Here is a 13,607-nt window from a genome sequence, read left to right as displayed (position 1 = left end):
TTTATCAAGTTAAGCTACAAATACCTTTTTTCAAGGCATCACTCAAGGAAAAATGTAGTAATAACCACAACATTTTCCCGAAATACGCATTCCGAGTGGTGGTGTTGAACTACCCTCAGTAGGATAGGCCACCGCAAAGGGCCACTCGTCGATTGGTTGACGACCCTTATTTGCATCGTCGCCCTAAGGAAACATGAATGGACCGCGTGCGAAATCTTCTGGAACAGATCCAGAAACGCCTCGAAGAACTGAACAAGGCTGAGCGAAAAGTCGCCGAGGTCATCCTGCTCAACCCGCAGCAGGCGACCCGCTTCTCTATCGCCGCCCTCGCCCAAGCCGCTTCGGTGAGCGAACCGACGGTCAACCGCTTCTGCCGCTCGTTCGGCGTCAGTGGTTACCCTGAACTCAAATTGCAGCTGGCGCAAAGCCTGGCCAGCGGCGCGGCTTACGTCAGCCGCGCTGTGGAAGCCGATGATAACCCCGAGGCCTACACCCAGAAGATTTTCGGCAGCGCCATCGCGTCACTGGACGCCGCCTGCCAGGCCCTGGACCCGAACCTGATCAGCAAAGCCGTGGACCTGTTGATCCAGGCCCGGCAGATTCACTTTTTCGGTCTCGGTGCTTCAGCGCCGGTGGCCATGGATGCCCTGCACAAGTTTTTCCGCTTCAACCTGGCAGTGACGGCCCATGCCGATGTGCTGATGCAACGGATGATCGCGTCGGTGGCCCACACGGGTGAGCTGTTCGTGATCATTTCCTACACCGGGCGTACCCGCGAGCTGGTGGAAGTGGCCCGTATTGCCAGGGAAAACGGCGCTTCGGTATTAGGCGTGACCGCCGAGAACTCGCCATTGGCCAAGGCCAGTACGGTGAGCCTGAACATTCCACTGCCGGAAGACACGGATATCTACATGCCGATGACTTCACGGATCATTCAGCTGACGGTGCTGGATGTGCTGGCGACAGGCATGACCTTGCGTCGCGGGGTGGATTTCCAGCCGCATTTGCGCAAGATCAAAGAGAGCTTGAATGACAGTCGGTATCCGGTGGGGGATGAGTTCAACTAAGGCCTGAACCCTTTATTGGCTGTACCGGCCTCATCGCGGGCAAGCCCGACTCCCACAGGGGAATGCATTCCAAGTGCGGGAGTCGGGCTTGCCCGCGATGGCGGCATCAGCAACACAGCTCACTTCAGGATCAAACCCCCGCCCTGGCTTGAAGACTCAAATGCGCCCTCTCCCCCGGCGCCAGGCTGGCGCCCGCCATCGCCGATTCAACACAGACAAACCCCGCCGCCTCATTGAAGCTCACCCCCAGCAATGGCCGGCTGCCCGGATGCCACACCACCGTGTCAGCGCTCTCTCCGGTATCGATGCACAACTCACGCTGCCAGGCGTGATCCTTGAGGTGCAACTCACCCTCATGCTGGAACACTCGCTGACAGCCGCCATCAACCCGTAACTCACCTTCCTGCTGGCAAGCCTGGCGATTGAGCTGGTCATAACCTTGCGCCCCATCGAGCCCAGACAGCGCTACCTCACCGACATTGCCAATCCGCCAATAGGCGTGCAAAGCGTGACTCAGTTGGCAGGGCAACTCGTCCTGATGCTCCGTGCTCAAGCGCAGTTCAAGGCTCTCGCCCAAGTGTGCATGCAGGTCCACTTGCCAATCGCACAACTGCAACCGCCAATGCAGGCGCACACCGTCGTCGTCACTGCTGCTGTCCAGCAGCTTCCAGTCGATCAACCGCGCCCAACCATGGGATGGCCAGGCGTTTTCGCTGGGATGACGGCCATACCACGGCCAACACACCGGCACACCGCCACGGATCGCGCCGACTTGTGGCCACTTGGCCGCGCACCACAACCAGGGTTTTTGGCCCTTGGGCTGAAAGTGCAGCAATTGCGCGCCCTGACGACTGAACACCGCTTGGCATAGCGGGTGATCAATCACCAGCACCTCGCGCATCTGGAAACGCTCCCAGGCGAACACGGGACGTGGGCGCAGGGATTTGAAAAAGCGTTGTAGCGGATGCTCATGCATGTGCCACGGTCCTGAGATTCATCACAATGCGCCCCAAAAAAAGCGGATAGCCAAGGCCATCCGCAAAATGCGCACAGAGAGAGGAGCTTATCGCAACAACGTTAGAACACCGACTGAATTTTCAGGCCGGCAACCAAAGCGTTGTCGACTTGATCTACGCCACCTGGGTGAGTGATGTATTGCAGGTTAGGACGCACGGTCAACCAGTTGGTAACGTGGAAACCGTAGTTGATTTCGTAGTTGTATTCAGTGGAGCGCAGTGGCGCGTACAACGGATTGTTGTAATCGCTAATGCCATTGTCAGCGTTGATCAGCTCGGCGTTTTTCTTCACGTCATCGTTGACATGGATACGGGCGAAGCCGATACCGACGTCATCTTTTGGACGCGCATCGAATGGCCCCTTGTACACAAACATCAACGACTGGTAGTTGTCGACGATGTTGGTGTCCTTGTCGTGGAAGGTCGCGTTGGCCGCGATGTTCAGACCGCGGGAAGCGTCACCGTTATGGCTGGTGAGTTGTTGCTGGGCAACGAACCAGTAACCGTGCTTGCTGCTGTGAGTACGATAGGCATCGCCCGTGGTCGCAGCATCGTTGCCGTTGACGTCCTCACGGACGTCAGAAGCAGGCGCGGTGCTTTTGTAGTAACCCACACGGTATTCGCCCGGCAGGTTGTTAACCTTTGGCGACCAGACCAATTCAACTGGGATGACGGTGCCTTTGGTACCGCTGCCGCTGAGTTTGAAACCATTACCATGTTCGGTCTGCGATGGGTTCTGGTTGTACGCGCCGATCTGCGCATAGAACTCAGGCGTGATGTTGTACTTCACGCGCAACGCCGCCTGCATGACTGGCCAGTTGTACCAGATGTTGGTCGCCCAGTTACCCACTTGGGAGCCGCAGAACGCCAGGTTCTGGAATTCGCAGGGGAAGGTGTTGAAGTCTTCGCCTTCACCGAAGTAACCGGCCTTCACGTCCAGTTTGCCGTCGAGGAACTGATGCTGGATCCACAACTGGGTCAGACGCACCATGTGGCCACGACCATAGACTTCCTGTGAGGAACTCAAGGTGCCGGCACGCGGATCACCCACACGGTCATTGGAGATGTTTTGGCCATTACGATTGGTCAACTGGATCTTGGCCTGGGTGTTATCCCAGCCCCAGAGCTTTTGCAGGTCCAGTGCCACGCCGAGGCCAAACTGGTCACTGTAGCGTCCGGTCTTGTCGTCGTTATAGCCGCCATGGAGGTTGGCGCCCATTTCACCGACGTAGTCGGCCTTGATGTCGATACCCTGCTCGATCAACTTGGTCCGCTCGCCACCCCAGTCGCCCGTCATCCACTTGGAATTGGCGCTGAACGCGTCGTCCGCCATCGCATTGGCGGACATGAGCAGTGCTGCAACTGCTGACACTTGGCAGAGCAGCCGGGTGTTGGTGTGTTTCATTTTCATCCCTACATCCTCGTCTTTATTGTTATTAAACTGTTTTTATCTAACGCAGGTTACATTTTTATCTGAAACAACGACTTAACTTGCCTTGAATGTGGGAGCGGGCTTGCCCGCGATAGCATCACTGCGTTCTGGCAGGCGGACCGAGTCGCCTGCATCGCGGGCAAGCCCGCTCCCACAAGTCCCCAGGCGCTCACCGGTTTTGGCGTCGAACAGCAACACCTTGGATGGGTCGAACTGCAGGGTCAGGGTCTCGCCTACCTGCGGCGCCACATCAGGCGCCAGGCGGCAGCAGACCTTGCTGTCATTGATTTGCACGAATACCAGCGTGTCCGGCCCGGTCGGCTCGGTGACTTGCACCTCGGCACGAAGGGTCGGTGCGCCTGCGGCCTCGGCTGGGGCCAGCACGATCTGTTCCGGGCGCAGGCCCAGAATCACTTCGCGGTCTTCAAGGCCTGCATCACTCATGCTCAGCGGCAGTTCACAGCGCGCCTGGCCACTGTCCAGCAGCGCCACCAGGCGGCCATCCTTGCGCTGAAGGCGCAATGGAATGAAGTTCATCGGCGGTGAGCCGATAAAGCTCGCCACAAACAGGTTGGCCGGGTCGTTGTAGATCTCTTTCGGCGTGCCGAACTGCTGGATGATGCCGTCCTTCATCACCGCCACTTTGTCGCCCAGGGTCATCGCTTCGATCTGATCGTGGGTGACGTAGACGGTGGTGGTTTTCAGACGCTGGTGCATCAGTTTCATTTCGGTGCGCATCTCGACCCGCAGCTTGGCGTCGAGGTTGGACAGCGGTTCGTCGAACAGGTAGATCTTCGGCCGGCGGGCCAACGCACGGCCCATGGCCACGCGCTGTTGCTGGCCGCCGGAGAGCTGGCCCGGTTTGCGATTGAGCAAGTGCTCGATTTGCAGCAGCTTGGCCACCCGCGCCACTTCTTCGTCGATGGCCGCCTGCGGCATCTTGCGGATCTTCAGGCCGAATTCGATGTTCTCGCGCACACTCATGGTCGGGTACAGCGCGTAGGACTGGAACACCATGGCGATGTCGCGATCCTTGGGGCTCATGCCGCTGACGTCCTGGTCGCCAATCATGATCGCGCCGCCGGTGATGTTCTCAAGGCCGGCGATGCAGTTCATCAGCGTCGACTTGCCGCAACCCGAAGGTCCGACAAGAATCAGAAACTCACCTTCCTTGATCGACAGTTCGATGTTCTTCAAGGTGTCCGGCAGGCCGGCGCCATAGGTCTTGTTTACGTTGCGAAGTTCAAGCGTTGCCATGATTACCCCTTGACCGCGCCGGCCGTGAGGCCGCGCACGAAATACTTGCCTGCGATCACATAGACCAGCAGGGTCGGCAGCCCGGCGATCATCGCCGCCGCCATATCCACGTTGTATTCCTTGACCCCGGTGCTGGTGTTAACCAGGTTATTCAGCGCCACCGTGATGGGCTGCGAGTCACCGCTGGAGAACACCACACCGAACAGGAAGTCGTTCCAGATTTGCGTGAACTGCCAGATCAGGCAGACCATGATGATCGGGGTCGACATCGGCAAAATGATCCGCCGGAAGATCGTGAAGAAGCCCGCACCATCCAGCCGTGCCGCCTTTACCAACGCATCAGGAATGCTCACGTAGTAATTACGGAAGAACAGTGTAGTAAACGCCAGGCCGTAGACGATGTGCACGAACACCAGGCCCGTGGTAGTGCTGGCCAGGCCCATCTTGCCGAGGGTGAACGAGGCCGGCAGCAGCACGGTCTGGAACGGCAGGAAGCAGCCGAACAACAACAGGCCGAAGAACAACTGCGAACCGCGAAAACGCCACATCGACAGCACATAGCCGTTCAACGCGCCGATGGCGGTAGAGATCAATACCGCCGGGACCGTGATCTTGATCGAGTTCCAGAAGTAACCGTCGACTGTGGCCCAGGCCTTGACCCAGCCAATGCCGGTGACCACGGCAGGCCAGCTCAGCAAGTTGCCGGTGCTGATGTCTTCCGGGGTTTTGAAGCTGGTCAACAGCATGACCACCAGCGGTACCAGATACAGCAGTACCGCGAGAATCAGCACCGCGTAGATCGCGATGCGACTCAGGCTGATAAAAGGTTTGCCGGCGAGACTAGTCATTACGTTTGGTCCTTAGCTCGGAGTACAGGTAAGGCACGATGATTGCGAGAATCGCACCGAGCATCAGAATCGCACTGGCCGAACCCATGCCCATCTGGCCGCGGCTGAAGGTGAAGGAATACATGAACATCGCCGGCAGGTCGGACGAGTAACCCGGACCACCGGCCGTCATCGCCGCCACCAGATCGAAACTCTTGATCGCGATGTGGGCCAGAATCATCACCGCACTGAAGAACACCGGACGCAGGCTGGGCAGCACCACTTTCCAGTAGATCCTGGGCATGCTCGCGCCATCGATCTGGGCGGCACGGATGATCGATTGATCGACACCGCGCAAACCGGCCAGGAACATCGCCATGATAAAGCCCGAGGCTTGCCACACGGCCGCGATCACCAGGCAGTACACCACACGATCAGGGTCGATCAGCCAGTCCAGGCGGAAGCCTTCCCAACCCCAGTCGCGCAGCAGTTTGTCCAGGCCCATGCCCGGGTTGAGCAGCCATTTCCAGGCGGTACCGGTCACGATCATCGAGAGCGCCATCGGGTACAGATAAATGGTGCGAATGAAGCCTTCGCGGCGGATTTTCTGGTCGAGGAAAATCGCCAGCGTCACGCCGATCACCAAGGTGATGCCGATGAACATGCCACCGAACACCGCCAGGTTCTTGCTCGCCACCCACCAGCGGTCGTTGTCGAACAAGCGTGCGTATTGCGCCAGGCCTACAAACTTGTAGGACGGCAGGAAAGTCGAGTTAGTGAACGACAGGACAAACGTCCACAGGATGTAGCCATAGAAGCCCACCAAAACGATGAACATACTGGGCGCCAGCACCAGTTTGGGTAGCCAGCGCTGCAGTGCATCGAACGGCGAGGCTTTGCTGAACACAGCAACAGAACTCATGGGGAAATCCAGTACAGAGAAAATAACTTCAAGGGAGCTCCTTGTGAGGGCCAGGCTTGCGTGGGAGCTGGCTTGCCTGCGATAGCATCACCTCGGCATAGCTGACAGACCGAGGTGTCTGCATCGCGGGCAAGCCCGGCTCCCACACAAGCCGGCCCCGGCAGGACCGGCGTTCCAGGGCTTACTTGGCCGACTTGACCGCGCTGTAGAGTTGCTTGGCGGTGGCGGCTGGATCAGCGGCCGGGTTGTTGATGTAGTTGGTCACTACGTCAAAGAACGCACCTTGTACGGCCAGCGTGGTCGCCATGTTGTGCGCCATGCTTGGCTGCAGGCCACCGGTCTGGGCATCTGCCAGGAAGTCCTTGGCGGCGGTCTGGGCGCACGAGTCGAAGCCGTATTTGCCCATGTCTTTCAACATGTCGATACGAACCGGGATCGAGCCCTTGTTGATGCTGAAGACTTTCTGGAAGTTCTCACCCAGCACGACCTTGGCAATGTCCTGCTGACCGGCCGCAGTGCCTTTGTCTTTCTGCTTGAACACCGCCAGGGAGTCGATGTTGTAGGTGAAGGCTTTGTCGGTGCCCGGGAAGGCTACGCACTCGTAGTCCTTGCCAGCGACTTTCTTGGCCGCGGTCCACTCGCTCTTGGCCCAGTCACCCATGATCTGCATGCCGGCCTTGCCGTTGATGACTTTGGCGGCTTCCAGGTTCCAGTCCTGGCCCTTTCCGTCGGCGTCCATGTAGGTCGCGACTTTCTTCAGCTCGGTCAGCGACTTGATCATTTCAGGGCCGGTGAGGGCTTTTTCGTCCAGGTCGACCAGGGCTTTCTTGTAGCCATCGGCACCCATCACCGAAAGGACCACCGCTTCGAACACGGTGCTGTCCTGCCAAGGCTGGCCACCGTGGGCGAGCGCAATGAAGCCGGCTTTCTTGAGCTTGTCGCCGGCGGCGTAGAATTCTTCGAGGGTGGTCGGTGCTTTTTCGATACCAGCTTTCTTGAAGACTTCAGGGTTGATCCACAGCCAGTTGACGCGGTGAATGTTCACCGGTACGGCCACGTAGTTACCTTCGTACTTCACGGTATCGGAGACTTTCTTGTCGAGCAGGGAGTCCCACTTTTCTTCTTTGGCAACGTCCTTCAGAACGTCGGTGTCGAGCAGCCCGGTGGACGCCCATTCCTGGATGTCCGGGCCTTTGATCTGGGCAACACCTGGCGGGTTGCCAGCAACGGCGCGGCTTTTCAACACGGTCATGGCCGTGGAACCACCGCCACCTGCGACGGCACCGTCTTTCCAGGTGAAACCGTCTTTTTCAACTTGGGCCTTCAGGACATCTACTGCCGCCTTCTCACCACCCGAGGTCCACCAATGCACAACTTCAACCGTCCCTTTCGAGTCGGCGGCAAAAGCACTGAGGGGAAACAACGAGGCAATGGAAATAGCAACGGCGAGGCGATTAATCGCGTTCATCTGAGTACCTTTTTTGTTGTTATGCATGCAAGTCTAGAGCTTGCGCTGCATAGGATTTTAAACAGGGATATTTAAGGTGCACGTAACAAAGGGACGCACAAATGTCACCAGTTGGTGACATTGCGTCCCGCGCCCAAGGCGCTGGCCATACTCGGGGATAAGGGTAGACCAGGCAGCAGAACGGCTTGCCAGGCATGGTACAGATCCGGTTTACCGCCCCAGATTTTGCGGCTGGGCTGGTTGTGCGGGCTCAGTTCGTGGTGCCAACTGCCATGGGTACGGTCGATAAAATGGGTCTCGCAAAACTCCCAGAAACGCCGGTACCAGGTTTCGTAGTGCAGCTCACCCGTGCGCTTGAGCAAAGCCTGCGCCGCAGCGCTGGCTTCGGCGTGGGTCCAGTGCAAACGCTCGCGGACCACCGGGCGCCGGGCCCAGTCGAGGGTGTAGACAATGCCGGGAGCGCCATCCACCGCCCAGCCATATTCGCAGGCACTGGCGAACAGGCCCTTGGCGTCAGTCAACAGCCACTCGGGTGTCATCAAGCCAGCTTGCTGGCGCGCCGCTTCAAGGTGCAGCACCAGCCGCGCCCATTCGAAGCCATGGCCCGGGGTGATGCCGTAGGGGCGAAAGCCATCAGCCGGGTTGTCTTCGTTGTAGCCGCGCACGGGTTGCCAGTGACGATCAAAGTGTTCGATCACCATGAACTGGTTGTCGGCGGCATGCGCGTGGATCACGCGTTCAACGATACGCAGCGCACGGTCCAGCCAGCGCGTGTCGCCAGTCACATCGGCCAAGGCAAGGAAGGCTTCGGTGGCGTGCATGTTGCTGTTGGCGCCGCGATAAGCTTCTACACCCGTCCAGTCCTGCGCGAAGGACTCGAGCATCGCGCCCTCCTCCTCGTTCCAGAAATACTGGTCGATGATGTGGATGGCGTCATTCAACAGGGTTTGCGCACCGGGCGCACCGGCCACCACCGCCGAGCTGGCAGCCAGGGCGACAAAGGCATGCAGGTAGGCAGCCTTGCCAGTATTCCCGTCGCGAGCCTGCGGGGTAGCGAACCAACCGCCATGGCGGGCATCGCGCAGTGGGCCGCCGAGGGCACTCACCCCGTGCGCTACAAGGTCGGCGTAACCCGGCAGGCCTTGGGCGTGGGCCATGGCGAAGCTGTGGGTCATACGGGCGGTGTTCATGGTTTCGGCGATGGCATTGGCCGGCAGGTGGCCCTGATCATCCAGGTTGCCGAAGCCTTCAGGCAGCTTCGAAGCCTTGGCGAACGACAGCAGGCGCTGACCTTCAGCGGCCAGCCAGGTGTGATGGGCAGGTGCGTTCAGCCAACTGCTCAAAGGCAGCGGTTGCGTGGTCATGGTGAGCCCTATTTGTTTTTATGGGATGACCGGAGTCTAAACAAGGGCTGGGAGAGGGCAAGTAACGAAGGGGGCTGGAAATGTCACCGGCTGGTGACATTCGACTTGAAAGTGCCTGTAGCCGCAATGAAAGCAGGCGCCTACAGGCCATCAACATCACTGCCCGATAGGGCTGACCCGGGCCGGCGCACTGATCTGCTGTTGCAGGTTCTGCACCTGGCTTTGCAAGGTGGTGACATTGCGGGTGGTCTGGATACGGAACACGTCGAACTCCTTGGTCGTCGGGCCGTCAGCAGCGGCCTGGCGATTATCCTGCTCGCTCTTGAGCACCAGCAGATCCTGTTCCAGGCGAGCGATGGCCGCGGTTGGGTTGCCCTGCTTCTTCAAGGCCGCCACATCAGCGTTAAGCTCGGCATCGCGCTTGCTTGCGTCGGTTTGAGCCACCTTGAGGGTCGCCACAGCCTCCGTCAGTGCCTGCACCTGCCCTTGCAGTTGCACATTGGCCGTCGACAGCTCGGTGGTACTGGCTGTCATCTGCGCCAGGCGCTTGTCCAGATCCGTCGCCTGCCCGGCCACGCCTTGCTGCTGCTTGCCTTGCTCCAACAGTTGAGTTTCGAGCTGCTTGATCTGCAGTTTCAGCGCTTCGCTGCCGTTATTGACGTTGGCCTCACTGGCCACCACCTTGCCGGAAATATCCTGCAGGCGCCCGGCCGCTTCTTCGCTGATGCGCGCAAAGCTTTCCTGGGTCGCCACCAACTGCTGCCCCATCAGGGAAATCTGCTGGAAGCTCCACCAGGCAAGGCCTGCGAAGGCAAATAACAGCGCGCCGACCAACGCCCACAAAGGCCCGGTGCTGGCACTCTTGACCTTGACCACGGGCGCTGGCCGAGAGCGCACGGACGTGGCAGCGGTTGGTACAAAATCATCGTCGCCCCCGGTGTCTGCCCGCAGGCTGGGAACGTTGTCGAAGTCGTCGTTAGCATCGTTACGCATGAATCAACCTTAAATCCTTGAGGTAGCCACATGGAAAGCCTGGCGGCGGAGTATAAACCCCTTGCCCGTCGCACTGATCGACCGGGAACCGCAAGTTCGGTTCCCGGTGTGTTACAGGTCATTGGTCGGTTCTATTTCGCCCCCGCCTCCTGGGCCTTCCACCAGTTGCAGAACTCATCAAGGGCCGCCCACAGGCTGACCTTGGGTTGGTAGTCGAGATAATGCCGGGCGCGGCTGATGTCGAGGGTGAAATCCTTGTTCATGACCTGCATGCCCAGCCGGGACAGTGAAGGCTCCGGACGCCCCGGCCACATTGCACAGAATGCTTCATTGAGCGCCGCGACGCTGTAGGACAAACCGTAGGAACGGTAGCGCGTGACCTGGGGCATTTCCATTTGCCGCATCACGTAGTTCACCACATCCCATATCGGTACCGGGGTGCCGTTGCTGATGTTGTACGCCTTGCCCAAGGCAGAACCGGTGGCCAGCAAGCTGCTGAGCAACGCCTCGTTGAGGTTGTGCACGCTGGTGAAGTCGACCTTGTTCAAGCCATCACCGACGATGGCCAGGCGATTCTTGCGCTGCATTTTCAGCAGGCGCGGGAAGATGCTCATGTCCCCGGCGCCGGTGACAAAACGCGGGCGCAGCGCCAGCACTTCGAGGCCGAACTCCTGAGCCCCGAAGACCTTCTGCTCGGCCAGGTACTTGGTGGCCGCATACGGGTGTTTGAAGCGCTTGGGCACCTGTTCCTCGGTCAATCCCAAGTGGTCGCGGCCATCGAAATAAATCGACGGCGACGACAAGTGTACGAGGCGCCCGACCCTCTGTTTGAGGCACGCTTCGACAACGTTTTCGGTCACCAACACGTTGCCCTGGTGAAAGTCCTGATAGCGCCCCCACAGCCCCACGGCACCCGCGCAATGCACCACCGCCTCGACATCGCGACACAGGTCGCGCACCAGGTCCGGGTCATTCAAATCACCCTGGATAAACTCGGCGCCACGCCGCACCAGGTGCTCGACACCTTCGGCCCGCCGCCCGTTGACCCGCACGTCCAGGCCCTGCTCCAGGGCGAAACGCGCAAAGCGTCCGCCGATGAAGCCGCTTGCGCCGGTGACCAGAATTTTCATGTGTTACTCCGCATTCTTTCGTTTTTCATCGCTGCTGCCTTGACGCTTGCTGTCACTCCAACGGCACCAGCCATTGGCCAGTCGCCCGGGCCAGATGCTCGGTCAGCATCCCGAGCAATTGCCCGCCACTGCGCCAATGATGCCAGTACAGCGGCACGTCGATTGGCTTATCTGGCAACAACTCCACCAGAACACCCCGCTCAAGCTGGTCGTGCACCTGCAACTCAGGCACCAGGCCCCAGCCCAATCCGGCTTCTACCAGGCGCATAAAGCCTTCGGACGATGGGCACAAATGGTGCTCGAAACCACCCTCGACACCCAGGGAAGCCAGGTAACGATGCTGCAGGAAATCATCAGGGCCAAACACCAGTGCCGGAGTGCGTGCCACCAGGTCGGCACGAACACCGCCTGGAAAGTGCCGGGCGATAAACGCCGGGCTGGCCAGCGCCCGATAGCGCATCGCCCCCAACAGCAAGCTGCGTGCACCCGCCACTGGCCGTTCGCTGGCACAGATACACGCCGCCACTTCACCGGCGCGCATGCGCTTGAGGCCCACGGTCTGGTCCTCCACCACCAGGTCCAGCAGCAGGTGTTGCTCGGCGCAAAAATCACTGACCGCTTCGGCCCACCAGGTGGCCAGGCTATCGGCATTCAAGGCGATGCGCAGGCGCTCTGGCATGCCCTCTTCATCCAGGGCCGGGACTTGGCTCTGCAGATCCCGCTCCAACAACCGCACCTGCTGCACATGGTTGAGCAGCCGCCGGCCAATGTCTGTCGGCGTCGGCGGCGTTGCCCGTACCAGCACGGGCTGGCCGATCCGCGCCTCGAGCAGTTTGATGCGCTGGGAGATGGCCGATTGCGAGACACCAAGCACCTGGGCACCGCGTTCGAATCCGGCCTGTTCCACCACCGCCGCCAGGGCGGCCAGTAATTTATAGTCGAACATCAGTTTTCCTAATGAGCGATCAGCAATATTGGTTTTTCTTATACAGCTTCAACCCCGAGAATAGCCAGCATCGCTTCTCCACTTTTCAAGGATCTTCCCCATGGCCGGCGAAACCGCCCTGGCAACCCTGTTGCGCAGCATGAGCCCGCACCTCAACGAGGGCGACTATGTGTTTTGCACCCTGCCCGACCACCGCATCCCGGACGGTTGCGAGGTGATCGGCAGCTTTCGTGAACAAGAAGGCCTGACGGTGATTGTCGAGCGTCAACAGGCTGAACAGGCCGGATTGCCCTACGAGTACATCGCCGCCTGGATCACCTTGAATGTGCACTCGGCCCTGGAGGCAGTCGGTCTCACCGCGGCTTTCGCCAGCGCTCTGGGCCAGGCCGGGATCAGTTGCAACGTGATTGCCGGGTATTACCACGACCACCTGTTTGTCGGCCGCAGCGACGCCGAACGAGCCATGACCGTGCTGCGCCAGTTAGCAGCCAACGCGGAGTAAAGAGCATGTGGCAAAGTTACGTGAACGGCCTGCTGGTCGCCCTCGGTTTGATCATGGCCATTGGCACGCAAAACGCCTTTGTCCTGGCACAGAGCCTGCGCCGGGAACATCACCTGCCGGTAGCCGCGCTGTGTGTGGTGTGTGACGCGATCCTGGTGGCTGCCGGGGTATTTGGCCTGGCGACGGTGTTGGCCCAGAACCCTTTGTTGTTGGCCATTGCCCGCTGGGGCGGCGCGGCCTTCCTGTTGTGGTACGGCACCCTCGCGCTGCGCCGGGCCTGTTCACGGCAAAGCCTGGAGCAAGGGGAAAACCACAAGGTTCGCTCGTTGCGCGCGGTGCTGCTCAGCGCCTTGGCAGTGACCCTGCTCAACCCGCATGTGTACCTGGACACGGTGCTGTTGATTGGCTCCTTGGGTGCCCAGCAAACCGAACCTGGCGCTTATGTCGCCGGCGCCGCCAGTGCTTCGCTGTTGTGGTTTTCCGCCCTGGCGCTCGGCGCTGCCTGGTTGGCGCCGTGGCTGGCGCGCCCGGCCACGTGGCGGTTACTGGACTTGTTGGTGGCGGCAATGATGTTCTCTGTGGCCTATCAATTGATAAGCGCGAGCTGAACTCATTTGAAGAGCAGCCAAAAGACTCTGGAACCTCTATCCCACACAGTTGTTGCGTGGTTTTGCCGCACCCCC

At 59.7% G+C, this 13,607-nt stretch carries 13 protein-coding genes; 3 read left to right on the top strand and 10 right to left on the bottom strand.

The genetic code is table 11. The features are described from left to right. Nucleotides 1-206: 206 nt before the first annotated feature. Entirely contained in the window at nucleotides 207-1,067 is an 861-nt protein-coding gene (locus tag GNF76_RS01730) for a MurR/RpiR family transcriptional regulator (protein WP_178123141.1), read from the top strand. 130 nt (nucleotides 1,068-1,197) lie between these two features. Here GNF76_RS01730 and GNF76_RS01725 read toward each other — a convergent pair whose 3' ends face one another. From GNF76_RS01725 to GNF76_RS01680, 10 genes are all read right to left on the bottom strand, one after another. After that, nucleotides 1,198-2,043: a D-hexose-6-phosphate mutarotase gene (locus GNF76_RS01725; protein ID WP_155581435.1), complete on the bottom strand. Its 846-nt coding sequence runs from the start codon at nucleotides 2,041-2,043 to the stop codon at nucleotides 1,198-1,200. A gap of 101 nt (nucleotides 2,044-2,144) precedes the next feature. Further along, entirely contained in the window at nucleotides 2,145-3,494 is a 1,350-nt protein-coding gene (locus GNF76_RS01720; protein ID WP_155581434.1) for a carbohydrate porin, read from the bottom strand. A 75-nt stretch (nucleotides 3,495-3,569) separates the two neighbouring features. Next, the gene (locus GNF76_RS01715) at nucleotides 3,570-4,772 is read right to left on the bottom strand and encodes an ABC transporter ATP-binding protein (protein ID WP_246211844.1); all 1,203 of its coding nucleotides are present in this window, start codon (nucleotides 4,770-4,772) and stop codon (nucleotides 3,570-3,572) included. A 2-nt stretch (nucleotides 4,773-4,774) separates the two neighbouring features. Next, entirely contained in the window at nucleotides 4,775-5,620 is an 846-nt protein-coding gene (locus tag GNF76_RS01710) for a carbohydrate ABC transporter permease (protein ID WP_155581433.1), read from the bottom strand. Continuing rightward, a complete protein-coding gene (locus tag GNF76_RS01705) occupies nucleotides 5,613-6,521 on the bottom strand; it encodes a carbohydrate ABC transporter permease (RefSeq protein WP_155581432.1) in 909 nt (302 codons plus the stop codon). The genes GNF76_RS01710 and GNF76_RS01705 overlap by 8 nt, the downstream gene beginning before the upstream one ends. A gap of 181 nt (nucleotides 6,522-6,702) precedes the next feature. Next, nucleotides 6,703-7,989: an ABC transporter substrate-binding protein gene (locus tag GNF76_RS01700; protein WP_155581431.1), complete on the bottom strand. Its 1,287-nt coding sequence runs from the start codon at nucleotides 7,987-7,989 to the stop codon at nucleotides 6,703-6,705. Between the two features lie 104 nt (nucleotides 7,990-8,093). Beyond that, on the bottom strand, nucleotides 8,094-9,353 hold the full coding sequence (locus GNF76_RS01695; protein WP_155581430.1) for a D-mannose isomerase: 1,260 nt from the start codon (nucleotides 9,351-9,353) through the stop codon (nucleotides 8,094-8,096). Between the two features lie 156 nt (nucleotides 9,354-9,509). Further along, nucleotides 9,510-10,346: an ATPase gene (locus GNF76_RS01690; RefSeq protein WP_155581429.1), complete on the bottom strand. Its 837-nt coding sequence runs from the start codon at nucleotides 10,344-10,346 to the stop codon at nucleotides 9,510-9,512. Between the two features lie 131 nt (nucleotides 10,347-10,477). Continuing rightward, on the bottom strand, nucleotides 10,478-11,476 hold the full coding sequence (locus GNF76_RS01685) for an NAD-dependent epimerase/dehydratase family protein (RefSeq protein WP_155581428.1): 999 nt from the start codon (nucleotides 11,474-11,476) through the stop codon (nucleotides 10,478-10,480). A 52-nt stretch (nucleotides 11,477-11,528) separates the two neighbouring features. Then, complete coding sequence (locus GNF76_RS01680; protein ID WP_155581427.1) at nucleotides 11,529-12,422, bottom strand: LysR family transcriptional regulator ArgP; 894 nt, start codon at nucleotides 12,420-12,422, stop codon at nucleotides 11,529-11,531. A 100-nt stretch (nucleotides 12,423-12,522) separates the two neighbouring features. Here GNF76_RS01680 and GNF76_RS01675 point away from each other — a divergent pair, with 100 nt between their 5' ends. Together GNF76_RS01675 and GNF76_RS01670 are read left to right on the top strand one after the other, a co-directional pair. Next, nucleotides 12,523-12,924 carry an ACT domain-containing protein gene (locus GNF76_RS01675; protein ID WP_155581426.1) on the top strand — a complete coding sequence of 134 codons (402 nt, stop codon included), beginning with the start codon at nucleotides 12,523-12,525 and terminating at the stop codon, nucleotides 12,922-12,924. Nucleotides 12,925-12,929: 5 nt separating this feature from the next. Beyond that, entirely contained in the window at nucleotides 12,930-13,532 is a 603-nt protein-coding gene (locus tag GNF76_RS01670; protein ID WP_155581425.1) for a LysE/ArgO family amino acid transporter, read from the top strand. Nucleotides 13,533-13,607 lie beyond the last annotated feature (75 nt).

It is taken from the genome of Pseudomonas spelaei, from assembly GCF_009724245.1.
Taxonomy (GTDB): domain Bacteria; phylum Pseudomonadota; class Gammaproteobacteria; order Pseudomonadales; family Pseudomonadaceae; genus Aquipseudomonas; species Aquipseudomonas spelaei.
Note: the sequence above shows the minus strand (reverse complement) of the source record. Positions and strands in the feature narration are given on the sequence as shown.

Excerpts from the sequence above, each read along its gene's own strand:
- GNF76_RS01675 (WP_155581426.1), top strand. The coding sequence starts at position 12,523 with ATGGCCGGCGAAACCGCCCTGGCAACCCTGTTGCGCAGCATGAGCCCG.
- GNF76_RS01690 (WP_155581429.1), bottom strand. The coding sequence starts at position 10,346 with ATGCGTAACGATGCTAACGACGACTTCGACAACGTTCCCAGCCTGCGG.
- GNF76_RS01715 (WP_246211844.1), bottom strand. The coding sequence starts at position 4,772 with ATGGCAACGCTTGAACTTCGCAACGTAAACAAGACCTATGGCGCCGGC.
- GNF76_RS01695 (WP_155581430.1), bottom strand. The coding sequence starts at position 9,353 with ATGACCACGCAACCGCTGCCTTTGAGCAGTTGGCTGAACGCACCTGCC.
- GNF76_RS01710 (WP_155581433.1), bottom strand. The coding sequence starts at position 5,620 with ATGACTAGTCTCGCCGGCAAACCTTTTATCAGCCTGAGTCGCATCGCG.
- GNF76_RS01705 (WP_155581432.1), bottom strand. The coding sequence starts at position 6,521 with ATGAGTTCTGTTGCTGTGTTCAGCAAAGCCTCGCCGTTCGATGCACTG.
- GNF76_RS01685 (WP_155581428.1), bottom strand. The coding sequence starts at position 11,476 with ATGAAAATTCTGGTCACCGGCGCAAGCGGCTTCATCGGCGGACGCTTT.
- GNF76_RS01720 (WP_155581434.1), bottom strand. The coding sequence starts at position 3,494 with ATGAAAATGAAACACACCAACACCCGGCTGCTCTGCCAAGTGTCAGCA.
- GNF76_RS01680 (WP_155581427.1), bottom strand. The coding sequence starts at position 12,422 with ATGTTCGACTATAAATTACTGGCCGCCCTGGCGGCGGTGGTGGAACAG.
- GNF76_RS01670 (WP_155581425.1), top strand. The coding sequence starts at position 12,930 with ATGTGGCAAAGTTACGTGAACGGCCTGCTGGTCGCCCTCGGTTTGATC.
- GNF76_RS01700 (WP_155581431.1), bottom strand. The coding sequence starts at position 7,989 with ATGAACGCGATTAATCGCCTCGCCGTTGCTATTTCCATTGCCTCGTTG.
- GNF76_RS01725 (WP_155581435.1), bottom strand. The coding sequence starts at position 2,043 with ATGCATGAGCATCCGCTACAACGCTTTTTCAAATCCCTGCGCCCACGT.